General features: G+C 63.7%; 16 protein-coding genes and 1 pseudogene. 9 read left to right on the forward strand and 8 right to left on the reverse strand.

Translation table 11 applies throughout. From position 1 onward, the window contains the following. Positions 1–3: 3 nt before the first annotated feature. On the forward strand, positions 4–711 hold the full coding sequence (locus MU551_RS00095) for an ABC transporter ATP-binding protein (RefSeq protein WP_247040111.1): 708 nt from the start codon (positions 4–6) through the stop codon (positions 709–711). After that, complete coding sequence (locus tag MU551_RS00100; protein WP_247040112.1) at positions 708–1,889, forward strand: ABC transporter permease; 1,182 nt, start codon at positions 708–710, stop codon at positions 1,887–1,889. Before MU551_RS00095 ends, MU551_RS00100 begins: the two co-directional genes overlap by 4 nt. A gap of 105 nt (positions 1,890–1,994) precedes the next feature. On the opposite strand, the gene MU551_RS00105 is transcribed toward MU551_RS00100, so the two are convergent. The 4 genes and pseudogenes from MU551_RS00105 to MU551_RS23560 form a co-directional block, all read right to left on the reverse strand. Then, a complete protein-coding gene (locus MU551_RS00105; RefSeq protein WP_247040113.1) occupies positions 1,995–2,738 on the reverse strand; it encodes an ABC transporter ATP-binding protein in 744 nt (247 codons plus the stop codon). A 2-nt stretch (positions 2,739–2,740) separates the two neighbouring features. Next, positions 2,741–4,123, reverse strand: a complete 1,383-nt coding sequence (locus MU551_RS00110; protein WP_247040114.1) for an ABC transporter permease — start codon at positions 4,121–4,123, stop codon at positions 2,741–2,743. Positions 4,124–4,267: 144 nt separating this feature from the next. Beyond that, on the reverse strand, positions 4,268–4,843 hold the full coding sequence (locus MU551_RS23555) for an HNH endonuclease (RefSeq protein ID WP_372489774.1): 576 nt from the start codon (positions 4,841–4,843) through the stop codon (positions 4,268–4,270). Between the two features lie 182 nt (positions 4,844–5,025). Next, a pseudogene (locus MU551_RS23560) lies at positions 5,026–5,793 on the reverse strand (DUF222 domain-containing protein); the annotation flags it as partial. Between the two features lie 88 nt (positions 5,794–5,881). Between MU551_RS23560 and MU551_RS00120 the strand changes: the two are divergent. Further along, positions 5,882–6,652 carry an MBL fold metallo-hydrolase gene (locus MU551_RS00120; protein WP_247040115.1) on the forward strand — a complete coding sequence of 257 codons (771 nt, stop codon included), beginning with the start codon at positions 5,882–5,884 and terminating at the stop codon, positions 6,650–6,652. Positions 6,653–6,661: 9 nt separating this feature from the next. Beyond that, positions 6,662–8,125, forward strand: a complete 1,464-nt coding sequence (locus tag MU551_RS00125; RefSeq protein ID WP_247040116.1) for a protein adenylyltransferase SelO — start codon at positions 6,662–6,664, stop codon at positions 8,123–8,125. A gap of 30 nt (positions 8,126–8,155) precedes the next feature. Here MU551_RS00125 and MU551_RS00130 read toward each other — a convergent pair whose 3' ends face one another. Continuing rightward, positions 8,156–9,424 (reverse strand): MFS transporter, encoded by a 1,269-nt coding sequence (locus MU551_RS00130; RefSeq protein ID WP_247040117.1) that lies wholly within the window; start codon positions 9,422–9,424, stop codon positions 8,156–8,158. 142 nt (positions 9,425–9,566) lie between these two features. Here MU551_RS00130 and MU551_RS00135 point away from each other — a divergent pair, with 142 nt between their 5' ends. Then, positions 9,567–9,965, forward strand: coding sequence for a GNAT family N-acetyltransferase (locus MU551_RS00135; protein WP_247040118.1), 399 nt, complete (start codon positions 9,567–9,569; stop codon positions 9,963–9,965). A 14-nt stretch (positions 9,966–9,979) separates the two neighbouring features. Here MU551_RS00135 and MU551_RS00140 read toward each other — a convergent pair whose 3' ends face one another. Further along, a complete protein-coding gene (locus MU551_RS00140; protein ID WP_247040119.1) occupies positions 9,980–10,876 on the reverse strand; it encodes a ribonuclease Z in 897 nt (298 codons plus the stop codon). 45 nt (positions 10,877–10,921) lie between these two features. Between MU551_RS00140 and MU551_RS00145 the strand changes: the two genes are divergently transcribed. The 4 genes from MU551_RS00145 to MU551_RS00160 all read left to right on the forward strand — a co-directional run bounded on the left by MU551_RS00145 (position 10,922) and on the right by MU551_RS00160 (position 13,471). Further along, complete coding sequence (locus MU551_RS00145; protein WP_247040120.1) at positions 10,922–11,575, forward strand: DNA alkylation repair protein; 654 nt, start codon at positions 10,922–10,924, stop codon at positions 11,573–11,575. An 88-nt stretch (positions 11,576–11,663) separates the two neighbouring features. Further along, a complete protein-coding gene (locus MU551_RS00150; RefSeq protein ID WP_247040121.1) occupies positions 11,664–11,888 on the forward strand; it encodes a hypothetical protein in 225 nt (74 codons plus the stop codon). Between the two features lie 180 nt (positions 11,889–12,068). Further along, positions 12,069–12,266: a helix-turn-helix transcriptional regulator gene (locus MU551_RS00155; RefSeq protein ID WP_247040122.1), complete on the forward strand. Its 198-nt coding sequence runs from the start codon at positions 12,069–12,071 to the stop codon at positions 12,264–12,266. Beyond that, positions 12,263–13,471, forward strand: coding sequence for a type II toxin-antitoxin system HipA family toxin (locus tag MU551_RS00160; protein ID WP_308198276.1), 1,209 nt, complete (start codon positions 12,263–12,265; stop codon positions 13,469–13,471). The genes MU551_RS00155 and MU551_RS00160 overlap by 4 nt, the downstream gene beginning before the upstream one ends. Here MU551_RS00160 and MU551_RS00165 read toward each other — a convergent pair. Together MU551_RS00165 and MU551_RS00170 are read right to left on the reverse strand one after the other, a co-directional pair. Then, positions 13,468–13,941: an SRPBCC family protein gene (locus MU551_RS00165; protein ID WP_247040123.1), complete on the reverse strand. Its 474-nt coding sequence runs from the start codon at positions 13,939–13,941 to the stop codon at positions 13,468–13,470. The genes MU551_RS00160 and MU551_RS00165 overlap by 4 nt on opposite strands. A gap of 41 nt (positions 13,942–13,982) precedes the next feature. Continuing rightward, positions 13,983–14,489, reverse strand: a complete 507-nt coding sequence (locus MU551_RS00170) for a metallophosphoesterase family protein (RefSeq protein ID WP_247040565.1) — start codon at positions 14,487–14,489, stop codon at positions 13,983–13,985. Positions 14,490–14,505: the final 16 nt, after the last annotated feature.

The following is a 14,505-nucleotide window of genomic DNA, read 5'->3' on the forward strand; positions in this document are numbered from 1 at the left end:
GCTGTGGAGGAACTCGTCTCCCTGCGAGGAGTAACGCGGACAGTTCTCCTGCCGGACGACCAGGAGCTTCACATTTTGCGCGGTGTGGACCTGACCGTGAACAGCGGCGACCACACCGCCGTCGTCGGGCGTTCCGGGTGCGGAAAGTCCACGCTGCTGAACCTTTTGGGACTGCTGGATACGCCGACGAGCGGGGAACTTCGGTTTCAGGGGACGCCAGTTGAGGAGATCCGCGGCAGCGCAAGGGCGAGGCTTCGCGGCTCGTCAGTAGGCTTCGTCTTCCAGCAGTTCAATCTGCTGCCGGGGCGCAGTGCCCTGGACAATGTGATCACACCACTCCTCTATGCGGGCCGCTCCCACTTCTGGAAACGGCGGGCACTGGCAATGGACATGCTGGACAGGGTTGGCGTGGCCGGCCGGGCAGAGACTTTTCCCAACATGCTCTCCGGCGGAGAACAGCAGCGCGTGGCGATCGCACGCGCACTCGTCCGGGGACCACGGCTGATCCTCGCCGACGAACCCACCGGAGCGCTCGACGTCGACACCGGCCAGGCAGTCATGGCCCTTCTCGATACAGTGGCCACCGAATCGGGAGCTGCCCTGGTGACCATCACGCATGACGTCAATGTGGCGGCCCTTGCGCGTGCCAGCTACCGCCTCGACTCCGGTGTGTTGACGCCGGCCGAGATCCCTGTGGGAGTGTCCGCATGACCGGGGTTGTATCCGCACTCGTTGAGGCGTGGCAGGAGTTGCGCATCAACAAAACCCGGATTCTGCTCGCACTCATTGGCGTGGCCCTCTCCGTAGGGGCGCTCACCTCGGTGGTGGGCGTAGGCGATCTGGCACGTGAGGGGTTCAAGGCAAGCTCCGAGCGCAACGGCGGCCGGTCCGCCACCCTGGGCCTGGGTGTGTACGGACCAACGATGCCCGATCCGGATAAACTCGAGGAGGCGTACAAGGGCATCATTCAGCGGTATGGCGTGGAGTACTACACCCACGTCGGCCAAACCCAGCACGGGTTCCAGTTTCCGTATGGAGTGCAGCAGGTATTCATGCAGCTGGTGGATCCTGGGTACGGAGTGATACACCGCGTAGATGTGACTACAGGATCATGGTTTGCCGCCAACGACGAAGAGCGATTGGCACCGGCGGTAGTGGTGTCCGAGGCGTTCTATAACGCGGCTGGCAGGCCCAGCCTGGTTACCCACCCCAAGGTGACCCTTACCGGGGACCCGAAAACCACGGCCGTCATGATCGGCGTTGTCCCGGACCAGCATCCCCAGGCTCCGCCTCAGGCTTTTATGCTGGTGGGTGCCGCAGAGCGGGCGGGAATCGCAAGCGAAGGCGGACAGTTCAAGTTCTGGGTGCAGGACGCCCAGGCCGGACCCCTCAAGGCTGCCATCGCTTCAGATCTCCAGCAGCAGTTTCCTGGCATGCAGATTCAGGTTGAGCGTATGGACTACGCCAGCTATGGAGATCCTTTCGCCGTGGCACAACTTGCCATTGGCGGGGTGGCTGGCCTTGTGCTGCTGTTGGGCGCCGTCGGCATGCTGAACATCTCGATGGTCACTGTGCGCTACCGTGTGCGGGAAATCGGCATCCGGCGCAGCTTCGGTGCCACGTCCCGGCGGATCTTCCTCGGCGTCATGATGGAATCGGTAGTGGCCACGGCTGTCGCGGGCGTGATCGGAGTGATGCTCGGGGTGGCCATTGTGAAGAACCCCTGGATCGAGTCCATGGTTGCCCCCGGCCTCACCGAATATCCTCCCTTCCCCATTGAGGCGGCAATGCTCGGTCTGGGTGCGGCCGTGCTGGTCGGGGCGCTCGCGGGTGCCATACCGGCAACGGTTGCGGTAAAGGTCAAGGTCATCGACGCCATCCGCTTCTAACGCCAACGACAGGGCGGCGGTCCGGGCAGAACCCGGGCCGCCGCCTTTTTGCTGCCGATCTCTTTTGCCGCCGCGCTCGTTCCTCGAGCCCCGGAAGCGGGGCCTTTAGCCCACGGTTGCCGCAGCCGCCACGGCAGCTGTGCCGGCGGCAGCCGTGCCCTGAGTCTGTTTGGGTGCCGTTTCCTCCGTCAGCCGACCCTGCTGAAGCCGGAAACGCCTGTCGGTCTTGTTGGCCAGGGAACGGTCATGGGTGACCACCAGGATTGTGGTGTTGTGCTCCCTTCTCAGCGAGTTCAGGAGCTCGATGATGTGACCGCCGGTCTGCTCGTCGAGGTTGCCGGTGGGCTCATCCGCGAGAATCAGTTTCGGCTCGTTGGCCAAAGCCCGGGCGATGGCCACGCGCTGTTGTTCCCCGCCGGAGAGCCTGTTGATCCGGCGATCGTGCCTGTCAACGTCCAATTGCACCTGCTCCAACAACTCTTTGGCCCGTTGCGTGCGGATGGAACGCCGGACTCCCGCGAACTCCATCGGCAGCATCACATTGTCCAAGGCGGTGAGGTTGGGGATCAGGTTGAACTGCTGGAACACAAAGCCGATGTCCCGCCGTCGGTATTCCGTCAGTTTGCCGTCGGGCATGCCAGCCAGGCTGACGCCATCTACCACGACGTCTCCGCTGGTGGGTTTGTCGAGCGCCCCGAGCAGGGACAACAGGGTGCTCTTGCCGCTTCCGCTCTTGCCCACGATGGACGCGAACGTTCCTTGGGCGAGTTCAAAGCTGACATTGTTGACGGGTTTGATGGTGCGTTCGCCGCTCTGGAACATGCGGACCAGGTTCTTGACTTCGATCATGGCTACTCTCCTCGGAGGACTTCGATGGGACGGATGCGGGCGGTGAGCAAGGCCGGGACCAACGCCCCGATGATGGCCACACCGAAGACAGCGGCAATGCCGGCAGCTATGACCCCGGGCGAGGCGCTTGCAGTGACGGAGGTCAGCAGTTGATTGGCACCACCGAGCGGATCCCCGCCAGGGAATCCGCCTGTGGCGCGACGCACTCCGGGTGCCGCTGTTGTGGTGGTGCTTGAGCCGATGAGGGCGGTGGCAATGCTCCCGCTGGCAAAGGAGGCGACGGCGGCGCCCACCGCGCTGCCCAAGGTCACCAACACCAGCGCCTCGAGGACAAACTGCAGCCCGATGGTCCTGTTCGGCGCGCCGATGGCTTTGAGTACTCCGATTTCCTTGCGGCGTTCACGGACCAGCATGACCATGATCAGCAGGATGATCAGGCCGGCGGTACCGAGGGCTGCGACGAAGGCTATAAGCGAAATGTTCTTGACGCTGTCCAGCGAGCTGACTGCTGTCTCCAGGTTCCGCTGTCCTTGGGTGACGTCTGCCTTGTCCGTGCCGAGTGCGGTTTGGAGAGCGGTCTTGGCGGCGTCCACGTTTTCCATGCTGTTTACCGTCACGATCATGGTGGAGAGCTCGCCTGGGAGCGCGGCGAGGGTCTGGGCCTCCGTGAGGGTGAGGTAAACGGCGTTGTTACCGAACGCCGTGCCTGCATCGAAGAGTCCCGCCACGGTGAAGGTTTGATCGTTGATGGTAAAGGTGGAGCCCACCTTCAGGCTGTTCTTCTCCGCCAGAGTGGTCCCCAGCAGCGCACTCTTTGATGCCGCCGTGTAATCGCCCAGACCTGAACCCTCCGTGATGTCCAATGCCTTGCCGGTGCTGTCCACCTCGGCCCCGGTCCCCGTCGCAGTAATAGGCAGGGAAAAGGTGCGGGCCGGTTGGCTTCCCGTGGTTCCGGTCTCCTGGTTTCGGTTCCCGAGCGTCCCCGCGTCCACCGCCGGGGTGAGGCTGGTGGTCATTGTTGTTGTGGCTTGACCGCCGAAACCCCCGGCGCCGCCTGCTCCCTGGGCTGCCATCTCCGTAGCGTTCCGAAGCCGGAGGGCCTTTGTACCCACAACTTCAGTCACATTGGGAACTTGGGCGGCTGTGGCTGCTTGTTGGACTGTCAACGGTTCCCCGCCGCCTTCAAATCCCTGGCCTCCCGCCGGGTTGACGGTAAGAGTGGTACCGACGGACGCATTCAATTCCGTCACTTTGGCGGTAACGGCCTGGTTTGCCACGAGCATGGCAAGAGCCAGCCCGATCGCCACGGCAAGGACAGCCACGACGGCGGTTGTCCTGATTTTGTTTCGGAAGGCATTGCCTACACTCCGGGCAAGGACGCTCACAGTACTCCTCGAAAATTTGGGCCGGCCGATGGCCTGGCAACTGGTTCAAGACTTCTCCGAAGGGCTGTGTGCGGCACCGGGAGAAGCTATGGATTGCCTGTGAGGAGGGATCCGGTCAGCTGGGCAGGTGGTTGCCCGATTGCCCTATGCGGCTGCCGGTTCTTTGTAGCGGGCGCGTTTCAGCGTTTTGGCGCTGTGGAGGAGTGCGCGGCGTTGGTAGTGGAAGGCATGGGTGTAGGAGGACTCGGGTGATGTTCCGCCGGGGAGGGGTGGGGCGGTGGAGTGGTAGGTGTGGCCGGTGGGGGTGTGGAGTTCGGTGGTGTGTCGTGGGCCGGGCCGGGTGTGGGTGGTCCAGCCGGGGGTTTCTTTGGTGTGGTTGCAGGCTTCGCAGAGGCCTTGGCCGTTGGTTGTGGTGGTGGTGCCGTTGTGGTGCCAGGGGGTGATGTGGTCCAGGTGGCGGATGGGGGCGTCGCAGTAGGGGGTGCGGCAGGTGTGGTCCGGGCCTGGATGAAGCGGCGCAGCCCGGGTGGGAAGAGCCGGGCGCGGGAGTCCATCGCGATGAGGTCGCCAGTGCCGGGGGCGGTGTAGAGCCGGCGTACCCGCACGTTCAGGGGCTTGTTTGCGTCGGGGTCGGTGTCCGGGGGAGTGGCCTCCGGAACCTGTCCGGGGTTGGTGGGTGTAAGTGCACTGTTCGTGAGGTTGATGGTGTTGCGGGCCCAGGGTGCGGGGATGATGCCGTAGCCGGGCAGGCGTGCGGGTTCGTTGTGGCCGTGGAGGAGGGTGCGGTCGGTCATGACGAGTTGGATTTCGATGCCGGTGATCCCGCCGGGGGTGCCGGTGATCCGTTCGACGAGGGTGTCGGCCATGATCTGCCCGCGGGACCGGGTGTCCGCGACACGGATTTCCTCGCCGGTGCCGGTGCCGGTGCCGGTGGTGGTGAGGCTGTTGGCGTGTTGGGTGAGGGCTGCGTGGACGGCGACTCCTGCGGCGACGGGGAGCAGGGCGGTGAGGTAGGTCATGGTGTCGGGGGCGGGGCGGAGGCTGACGTGCCGGTCCGCCGTGGCGTTGGCTGCGCGGGTGATCAGGGAGCGGGGATCGATCCGGTAGGCGGCGGTCCGGGCGGCGGCGATGAGGGCGCGGTCCCCGAGGCCGGAGAGGGTGCCGGTGTCTGCTGCGAGTTGTTCATCGACTGTGCACCTGTCGGCGGCTGTGAGGCAGGCTGTTTCCCTGACCAGGAGGGTGGCGCGCCATTCGTTGAGTTGCCCGGTCTGCAGGGCGGTGAGGGTGTGGGGCATTTCGGTGGCGAGGGCTTTGGCCAGTCCGAGGAGCCGGGAGCCGCGGGCGGGGGACTCGCGCCGGGCCAGGGCGATCTGCGCGCCCACGCCTTTCCCGAGCTCGGCCGCGGGGATCCCGGCGTTCCGCTGGGTGCGGCGTTGGTCGGCGTCGAACGCGACGGCGATGCGGGCCTGCAGTGCTGCGGCGGCTGACTTCAGGTCCTCCAGCTCACGCAACTGCCCGATCAGTCCGGCGCCATCACTGCAGGGACGGACCGCCGCCAGTGCCATCAGCAGATCACCCACTGACACGTCCCCCACAGAGACGCCGCCCACGGCGGCTCCGCGGCTGCCCGCTAAAGCGAGTCCCGCCGTCGACCCCTGAATTTCCCCCATGGATAGAGTCTTCCAGGAGGCACCGACATTAAAGGTGTCCCGTGAGCACTAACAGCGCTTGGTCACCTAAAACTCCAAGGAGTACGTCATGCGTCAACGTAAGTGGCTCCCCGATCAGAGGACCACGGAGCCAGCGGAGGGCGTGTTCTTCGTCGAGGGTCCGGCGTCGAATTGGATCATTGTTCGGGAGGGGGCTGACTTCATCCTCATCGACGGCGGCTACCCTCGTGATGTCGAGCACGTCCTCACCTCGATCAGATACGTCGGTCTCGAGCCGGGGCACGCCAAGGCGATGCTGATCACTCACGGCCATGTTGACCACACAGGTTCGGCTGCCCATTTCTCCAGGGAGTACGGCACAAGGATCCTCTGCAGTCCGGAGGAGGAGGCGCATGTTGGCGGTCAGGAAAAGCACCAGGTGACCGTGGGCCAGGTCCTGCGACACGCATGGCGGCCCCGGGTCTTCCGCTGGATGCTGCACGTTATCAGGGCCGGCGCCTTGTCAGCAGAGCCCGCGACCAAGGCACGAGCCTGGGCCACCGATGAGCTTCAGGCGCTTCCGGGCTCGCCGCGGGCCGTACTTGTTCCTGGGCACACACCGGGCAACACAGTATTCTTCCTCCCGAATGCCCAGGCCGTGGCTACAGGTGATGCCCTGGTGACGGGCCATCCGGTGAGTAAGGAAACGGGGGTGGTCCAGATGCTGCATCCCATGTTCCATAGCCGGCCCGACGACGTTCGGGAGGCGCTAAGGCGCCTGTCCGACGTCGATGCCTCCTTGATTTTGCCGGGGCACGGGCCGGCGTTGCGGATGCCTCTGGCGGACGCCGTCGTCAAGATCTCAGGACGCCGAAGGTAGTCTTGATAAATGAGTTCTCCAGCCCAGATCCACGTCGCTTTTGACGGTCGCTTCGCCCGAGAGCTGGCTGAAATGGCCATTCCCTGGCAGGCGGATGAGGCTCCAGACCCGCGGTTGCTCGTGCTCAACGAGCCGCTGGCTATCGAGCTGGGCCTGGATCCGATCTCCCTGCGGACTTCGGAGGGTTTGCTTCTGCTGATCGGCAACAGTGTGCCCGATGGGGCGACTCCGGTGGCGCAGGCCTATGCAGGCCACCAGTTCGGCGGGTACAGCCCTCGTCTCGGCGACGGACGGGCACTCCTGCTCGGTGAGGTGGTCGACGTCGACGGCCTCCTTCGCGACCTCCACCTTAAGGGCTCGGGCCGCACACCGTTCGCCCGCGGCGGTGACGGATTGGCGGTAGTCGGTCCGATGCTGCGCGAATACGTTGTCAGCGAGGCAATGAACGCCCTTGGCATCCCCACCACCCGCTCCCTCGCCGTGGTGGCGACGGGGCGGCCGGTGCAGCGCGAAACACTGCTGCCAGGGGCTGTGCTCACACGGGTAGCGAGCAGCCACCTGCGCGTGGGCAGCTTCCAGTATGCACGTGCAAGCGACGACCTTGACCTGCTCCGCCGCGTGGCCGATCATGCCATCGCCCGTCACTATCCCGGTGCAACAAAAGCCGAGAACCCGTACCTCGCATTGTTCCAGGCCGTGACAGCGGCACAGGCGTCCCTCGTCGCCCAGTGGATGCTGGTGGGTTTCATCCATGGAGTGATGAACACCGACAACATGACAATCTCCGGCGAGACCATCGACTATGGCCCCTGCGCCTTTATGGAGGGGTTCGACCCCGCCACGGTTTACAGTTCCATCGACGAAGCCGGTCGCTATGCCTACGGGAACCAGCCGCTGGTGGCAGAGTGGAACCTTGCCCGGCTCGCCGAGGCCCTTCTGCCCCTCTTGCACGACGATCAGGAGCAGGCAGTCGCCCTCGCGGTCGAATCACTTGGTGAGTTCCGCTCACAGTACAGTGCTGCCTGGTTGGCGAGGATGAAGGCCAAGTTAGGCCTGCTCAACGAGGTCGACGACGGCGTGACGTCGCCTCTGGTGGATGAGCTCCTGGCTCTCCTTCAGGAGGGGAACGTCGACTACACATCGTTTTTCCGGAACCTCAGCAAGAGCGCGCGTGGCCAGGCTGAGCCTGCCCGGGGCATGGTCCTGGACCTGGCGGCCTTCGATGCCTGGGTGAAGCGCTGGCGTGCCTTGGACCCGGACGCTGACGCGATGGACAGGGTGAATCCTGTCTATATTCCCCGCAACCATCTCGTTGAGGAGGCGCTGTCCGCCGCGACACTCGGGGACCTGGGTCCGCTCGAAAAGCTCCTGGTTGCTGTGACCAGTCCGTACGATGAGCGGCCCGGTCTGGAGCGCTACGCAGCCCCCGCCCCGGAGGACTTCGGTGCCTACCGGACCTTCTGCGGAACCTGACTCAGCCTGAGAGTCGCGGCCCTTCCTTGGCTAAACCAGAGGTGTGGCCTTTGGTGCAAGGACTCGGGCGAACACCAGGACCAGCAGGCCGGCGACCGGGACAACAACCAGGCCGAGGCGCAGGGAAGAGGCATCTGCAATGGCACCGACGAGGGGAGGCGCAAAGAGGAAACCGAGGCGGAGCAACCAGCTGACGATGGTGAGTCCGGCGCCCGGACGAAACCCAGGCAGTTCGTCGGCAGCGTGCATGGCCGCCGGGATTAGCGTGGCAACACCGAAACCCGCGAGGCCGAATCCTATGATGCTCCCAATAATTGTGGGGAACATGAGTGAACAGCCCATTCCCAGCAGGACGATGCAACCCCCGGTGCGTGCAACGGCGCGCTGGCCGAAGCGGTCCACCATCCGGTCGCCCAGTATCCTGCCCACAAACTGCATTCCCTGCAAGGCCACAAAACCAGCGCCTGCCATAAAGGCAGAGGCCTCAAGGGAACCTGCGAGGTAAATGGCGGACCAGGTACTGCCCGAATCCTCCACGAGCGCTCCGGCTGAGGCGATCATCACCAGCGCAAGAAGCACTCCGTACTTGGCTAGGGCTTGACCTGACGCATTACCCGGTCGCCTTTCCCCGCCGGGTCGGCCTTCGCCTGCATCCCCTTCGTGGACATCTCCTGGGCCGGCTTCCCCTTCGCCAGCGGGCTCGGCCGGTTCCTGCCCGGGAAGCAACAGCCGGTAGGAAAGGACAGCCATGAGGCTGAAAATCACGGCGGCCAGGCTGAGGTGAAGGGGGCGGGGCAGGGCCATCCCTGCTGCAGCGGCACCCAGGAGGCCTCCCATTACAGCCCCCACGCTCCAGACCGCGTGGAAGGAGTTAAGAATCGATCTTCCGTAGAGCCTCTGGACTCGAAGGCCGTGGGAGTTCTGCGCAACATCAGTGATGGCGTCCATCGCGCCGGCGATGAAAAGACCGACTGCAAGGGCCACCCAGGCTGGAGCGTTTCCCGCCAGGAGGATCCCCAGCGAGGACAACACTGTTGCGACGATTGCCACTCTGGAGGAACGAAAGCGGCGAACCAGCGGGCCGGCACTCAGGCCAGCCAGGACCGCGCCCACCGGAAAGGCAGCAATGGCGAAGCCGAAGGCAGCGTTCGTCAGCCCGAGATCGGCTTTGATCTCCGGGTACCTCGGCAGAAGGCTGGCGAAGATGGCGCCGTTGGTGAAGAACAGTACGTTGACCCCAAGGCGCGCATGACGCAGGGCCTTAGTGGGGAGTTGATCCAGAAGCGGAGCAAGTGACATAGGGTTCGATTCTTTTTCGGCTGGCGGTTCAGTGGCAGTTGGGATCGGGTGCTTCTTAATCCCGCCGTGAGGCGCAACGTGAACGTTCACGAACTTGGTGCAACGGTACGCGAGCAAGCATCAATCTGCAATGCTGGTCAACATGACCACCACCTTGGAATGGCGCGGCGCGTTTCAGAACGAAGAGATCAACCAATTGCACGCAGAGGGCTTCAACCATGAACCTGGCGACGACGATTGGACTGGCATGCTTTCACGGTTCAGCCTGGGTTGGGTTACAGCACGAGACGAGCAAGGTCTGGTGGGTTTCGTCAACGTGATCTGGGATGGCCAGGTGCACGCTTTCATTGAAGACACATTGGTAGCGGATCGAGCTCGCCGCCAAGGCATTGGCAAACAACTCGTTTCCGTGGCAACGGAGCAATCGAGGGCCGCCGGCTGCGAATGGCTTCACGTTGACTTTGACGACCATCTCAAGAGTTTCTACTTCGAGGCCTGCGGTTTTCGGCCTACCAATGCCGGCCTGATTCAGCTCCGGTAGTTGGGAATGCTCCGCTAGCCTTCAATACCCCGCTGCCTCTTGGGGAACGGGATCCGGTCGAGGTCGTTCGCGGCGAGCACGGCGGTCCGGCCCGCTCGAGCCTTGGCTTGCCCTGCCAGCAGTGCAACGTCCTCATAGCGGGCTGAGAAGTGGGTCAAAATGAGTGTGCCGACGTCCCCGTTGGCCGCCAAGTCACCCGCCTGACCGGCTGTGAGGTGACGGTACTGCTCAGCGAGCGCGGCGTCGTCGTCACTGAACGTGGACTCCGCCACCAGCAGGTCGACGCCGTCGGCAAGCTCCTCCGCCCCAGTGCACGCCGCCGTGTCCATCACAAAAGCAAAGCGCTGCCCGGGCCGCGGAACGCTGACGTCCTCCAGACGCACACCAGCCAGGCTTCCTTCCCGTTGGAGCCGGCTGACGTCGGGTCCGGAAATCCCGGCAGCGGTCAGCCGCGCAGGCAGAAGCGTGCGGCCGTCTGGTTCCACCAGCCGGTAGCCGTATGTCTCGATCCTGTGGTTCAGCGGCCGCACCTCCAAGCCTGGGGCTACCATTCCGCCGTTCCCGTGGGGGTGCAGCAGAAGATCAAGGCCGGGGGAGGCCAGGGAAACAAGCGCCCGGACCACGTCCTCGCCGGAAGCCGGGAAATGCAGGTGGACCGGGTGTTGAACGCCGTCCAGAACCATCCGGGAAAGCACTCCCGGCAGACCGTAGCAGTGGTCACCATGGACGTGGGTGAGGCAGATGCGGGTGATTTGGGTGGCCGAAACCCCAGCGAGCATCATCTGGCGCTGCGTGCCCTCGCCGGGGTCGAAGAGCAGGCCCTCGCCGTCCCACAGCAGCAGATAGCCGTTATGGTTGCGGGTCCGGGTGGGGACCTGGGAGGCGGTGCCGAGGACCACGAATTCACGCATGGAACTGAGTGTGCCACGGCTCCGCCAACAAGCGAGAATGGATCGGTGACTGATCCAGGCGAATTCGTGGACGCCGCCCTGCAGCGGGAGGGCTCGTGGTACCGGGCGCAGGACGCACAGAACCGCTTGGGTAGTGAGCTGCGCTTCTATGGGGCCTCTGTTGGAGCTGTCCGAGGCGCCATCCGCGATGCTTCCCGCCGCTACCGCGATCTGACCCATGACGACGTCACTGCGCTGAGTTCCGAACTGTGGGAGGTCCCGGTCTTCGAGCGCCGGCTGGCTGCGATCGTCCTCCTGCAATCCCATGTCCGTCAGCTGAAAAATACAGATCTGACGCGGATTGAGGGCTTTGTGCGGGACTCGCGCCTGCCGGACCTGGTGGATCCGCTAGCCATCGACGTGGTTGGCCCGTTGGTGGCAGCCCTGGATGTGCTGGGCCGCGTGCGGGCGGACAGCGTCCTGGACCGCTGGGCACGGGACCCCGACGAGTGGCTGAGGCGGGCATCCGTCCTCTCCCAACTTCGCGAGCTTCGGTCCAGTGCGGACAATTGGACCACCTTTGTTCGGAGGGCGAACCTGGCGCTGGACAACACTGAGGCGTCCGACGGCGGGCCTGCAGTCAGGGAGGCGATCTCGCGTGTGGTTCGGGAAACTGCCAAAGACCGGCCAGGACTGGACTTCCCTTTCGGCGACGGTTGATCCACTGAGCCGTTCCCGACTTGAGTGGATTCGCGTCTTGACTGAATTCGCGTCTTGACCCCTGTCCGGCGTCCGGCCACGATGGGGTATGAGTGATTCTGCAGCCGAGAATCCGGCCACGCCTACTCCTGAAGACAGCGCCAAAACTGTGGAAAGAATCGCGGATGACATTCGCGACGACGTGAGGCTGGGTCACGTCCAGGATGACGTCAGCCATGTTCTTGAAGAGCGTCTGGACGAGGCCGGCATAGAGATGCGCCCCGAAGACGTTGATGATCTCGCAGAGGAGATCGAGAAGGATGCTTCAAGCTGAGAAGTAACAGTGAATCGGTAGAATCCTGCCGATCGCTACTGCCGGGCGCACCGCGGGAGTGCACCAGCCGGTGATTCGGCAAAATGTTGCCGAAATGCCCACTTTAGGGAACCATGGGAGCAGAAGATGCCATAACCGGCAGGATCCTGCCCCTGTGAAGGGCCTTGAAGGAGTGAAGCTATGGAGGACGTTCAGTCCATCGCGGCAAGTATTCGGACCGCGCGCAAAGAAGCCGGCCTCACACAAGAGGACCTCGCGCAGCTGGCAGGATCGTCCGAACGGACGGTGCGTGGCCTGGAAACGGCTACGGGAAACCCGTCCTTGCGGGCCGTCGTAGCGATCGCCAATGTGCTTGGGCTCCATCTGGCGGCAGAATGACGGCGCCGCTGATGCCGCATGACCTGCAGCAGCTCAAGTTCGTCAGGACCGCCGATGTCTACAAGAACGGCGTTCTTGCCGGTCAACTCGCAAGGACTGAACACGGCGGCGTGAGATTCGGATACGAGCGAAACTACCTGGACGAACGGGGACAGCCAATCGCCGTTTCACTGCCGCTGTCCGAAACGGCTGTAGAAACGCCTGCCGGCGCCCTGCCGCCCTTCTTCGCTGGCCTGCTGCCCGAAGGGCACCGGCTGACCGTACTGAAGAACGCAGCCAAGACCAGTTTCGACGACGAACTGACCCTCCTGCTTGCCGTAGGGGCAGATGTCCCCGGCGATGTACAGGTGGTTCCTTCCGGTGCACCGCCGGAAGAACCCCCGCCCCTGGCCGACACCACCCGGCCCGAAGAGCTCGATTTCTCCGCCCTGGCGGACGTTGTGGATCTTCACGGACTCCCGGGGGTCCAGCGGAAGACCAGTGCCTCCATGCTCACCACGCCGCTGGCCTTAAGGGGTCAGCGGTATCTGCTCAAGCTTGATCCGCCGGAACATCCGCATTTGGTGGTGAATGAGGCAGTTCATCTCTCGGCCGCGAGGGCACTGAAGATTCCGGCGGCGGCGGCCTCAGTGATCTCGGACAGGAACGGCCTTCCGGGTTTGCTCGTGCAGCGTTTCGACCGGATTAGGAGCCCGGACGGCAGCTGGGTCCGGTTGCCCTTTGAGGACGGAACCCAGGTCCTAGGCATGCCGCCGGCTTCCAAGTACGCGGTCAACTCCGAAGACGTGGCCCTGGCGCTTATGCGGATCTGCCAGGCACCGATAGTGGCGGGCCGGAACCTCTATTTGCAGTTCGTCTTCGCCTGGCTCACTGGAAACGGGGACCTTCACGCCAAGAACGTCGCGATCCTTGGCGGAAGCAGGGGCTTTGTGATGGCCCCCATCTATGACATCCCCTGCACTTTGGTTTATGGGGATGACAGCCTGGCCCTTCCGGTCTCAGGGAAGACCAAGAACCTGAAGGCCAAGCATTGGGCAGAGTTGGCAGCAGCCATCGGCTTGCCTGCCAGAGCAGCAGCGTCAGCTAACCGTCTGGCGATGACGGCGGCAAGCGCCATCAATTTGGACTCCTTGCCCTTTTCCGGGTCCCCGCTTCGCGGCGCCCAGCGCGAACTGCGCTTCCGCCGCAGCCAGCTGCAGGACTAGCGGGAGGCTTCCCGTTCACAGATTTCCTTCAGCTTGTCCAACGCCTTTGGCCACAAGTCGTTGAACATTTGAACGAACTCGTCATCGCTGCCTGCGGCGAGGTCGATCTCAACGTCAAGCTCGGTCATGCTGCCGGCCTGCCTGAAGGTGTAGTTCTCATGAGTTCCGGCGATACTCCTGGCTTCGTCACTGGTCGTGTCGTTTACACCGTCCACAATCTGGCCGAGGTAGCGGAGGGAAACGAACTCGTGGGGCCGACGCTCCTCCACAGTGGCCAGCATTCCTCCCAGCGAACCGTTTTCGTCGGGACCAAGGAAGCGTATTTCACTGCCCTGGTTCCAATCGCCCTCGTAGTAGGAACCCTCGTAGAACGCGCTGGTCCATTCTCGGTAAGTCGCATCGTCGAGCATGGTGCTCCAGACAGTCTGGACGGGCGCATTGATCTTGGTTGAAAACTGCAGCTTTTCCATGCGTCATCTTAGGCTCAGAGCACGACCCAAAAAAGGGGGGATCAGGGCCGCTGCACTTCCACGAGTTCCAGGTTCAAGAGCTCCCCGTCAGCTACAGTTGCCGTCATGTAAGTGCACACGGGTTGGCGGCGGCGGTCTGTCGGCGACCCCGGATTCAGCAGGCGCAGGCCACGTCGCGACGTCGTGTCCCAAGGAATGTGGCTGTGTCCGAAAACGAGGACATCGGCTTCCGGAAACAGGGCTTCACACCGCTGCTCACGACCCGCCGCCTGTCCGGTTTCATGAATCATGGAGAAGCGGACGCCTTCAAGGGTGACTTCCACTGTTTCCGGCAGCCTTAGCCGGAGGTCGTGGCCGTCGTTGTTCCCGTAGACGCCCACAAGCCGGGGGCTGCGCTGCTCGAACTGGTCCAGCAGCTCGGCAGACACCCAATCGCCGGCATGAAAAACCACATCGGCACTGGCGACGGCGGCCCACACCTGGTCGGGAAGCCTCCGTGCGCGGACAGGGACATGCGTGTCTGAAACCAACAAAAGCCGGAGGGTCATACGGCATGGTTTCATG

It is taken from the genome of Arthrobacter rhizosphaerae (assembly GCF_023062595.1).
In the GTDB taxonomy this organism is placed as follows: domain Bacteria; phylum Actinomycetota; class Actinomycetes; order Actinomycetales; family Micrococcaceae; genus Arthrobacter; species Arthrobacter rhizosphaerae.

Coding starts and splice junctions, on each gene's coding strand:
- MU551_RS00140 (WP_247040119.1), bottom strand. CDS start 10,876: ATGCGTGAATTCGTGGTCCTCGGCACCGCCTCCCAGGTCCCCACCCGG.
- MU551_RS00155 (WP_247040122.1), top strand. CDS start 12,069: ATGGAGGACGTTCAGTCCATCGCGGCAAGTATTCGGACCGCGCGCAAA.
- MU551_RS00100 (WP_247040112.1), top strand. CDS start 708: ATGACCGGGGTTGTATCCGCACTCGTTGAGGCGTGGCAGGAGTTGCGC.
- MU551_RS00120 (WP_247040115.1), top strand. CDS start 5,882: ATGCGTCAACGTAAGTGGCTCCCCGATCAGAGGACCACGGAGCCAGCG.
- MU551_RS00125 (WP_247040116.1), top strand. CDS start 6,662: ATGAGTTCTCCAGCCCAGATCCACGTCGCTTTTGACGGTCGCTTCGCC.
- MU551_RS00130 (WP_247040117.1), bottom strand. CDS start 9,424: ATGTCACTTGCTCCGCTTCTGGATCAACTCCCCACTAAGGCCCTGCGT.
- MU551_RS00150 (WP_247040121.1), top strand. CDS start 11,664: ATGAGTGATTCTGCAGCCGAGAATCCGGCCACGCCTACTCCTGAAGAC.
- MU551_RS00170 (WP_247040565.1), bottom strand. CDS start 14,489: ATGACCCTCCGGCTTTTGTTGGTTTCAGACACGCATGTCCCTGTCCGC.
- MU551_RS00105 (WP_247040113.1), bottom strand. CDS start 2,738: ATGATCGAAGTCAAGAACCTGGTCCGCATGTTCCAGAGCGGCGAACGC.
- MU551_RS00165 (WP_247040123.1), bottom strand. CDS start 13,941: ATGGAAAAGCTGCAGTTTTCAACCAAGATCAATGCGCCCGTCCAGACT.
- MU551_RS00135 (WP_247040118.1), top strand. CDS start 9,567: ATGACCACCACCTTGGAATGGCGCGGCGCGTTTCAGAACGAAGAGATC.
- MU551_RS00160 (WP_308198276.1), top strand. CDS start 12,263: ATGACGGCGCCGCTGATGCCGCATGACCTGCAGCAGCTCAAGTTCGTC.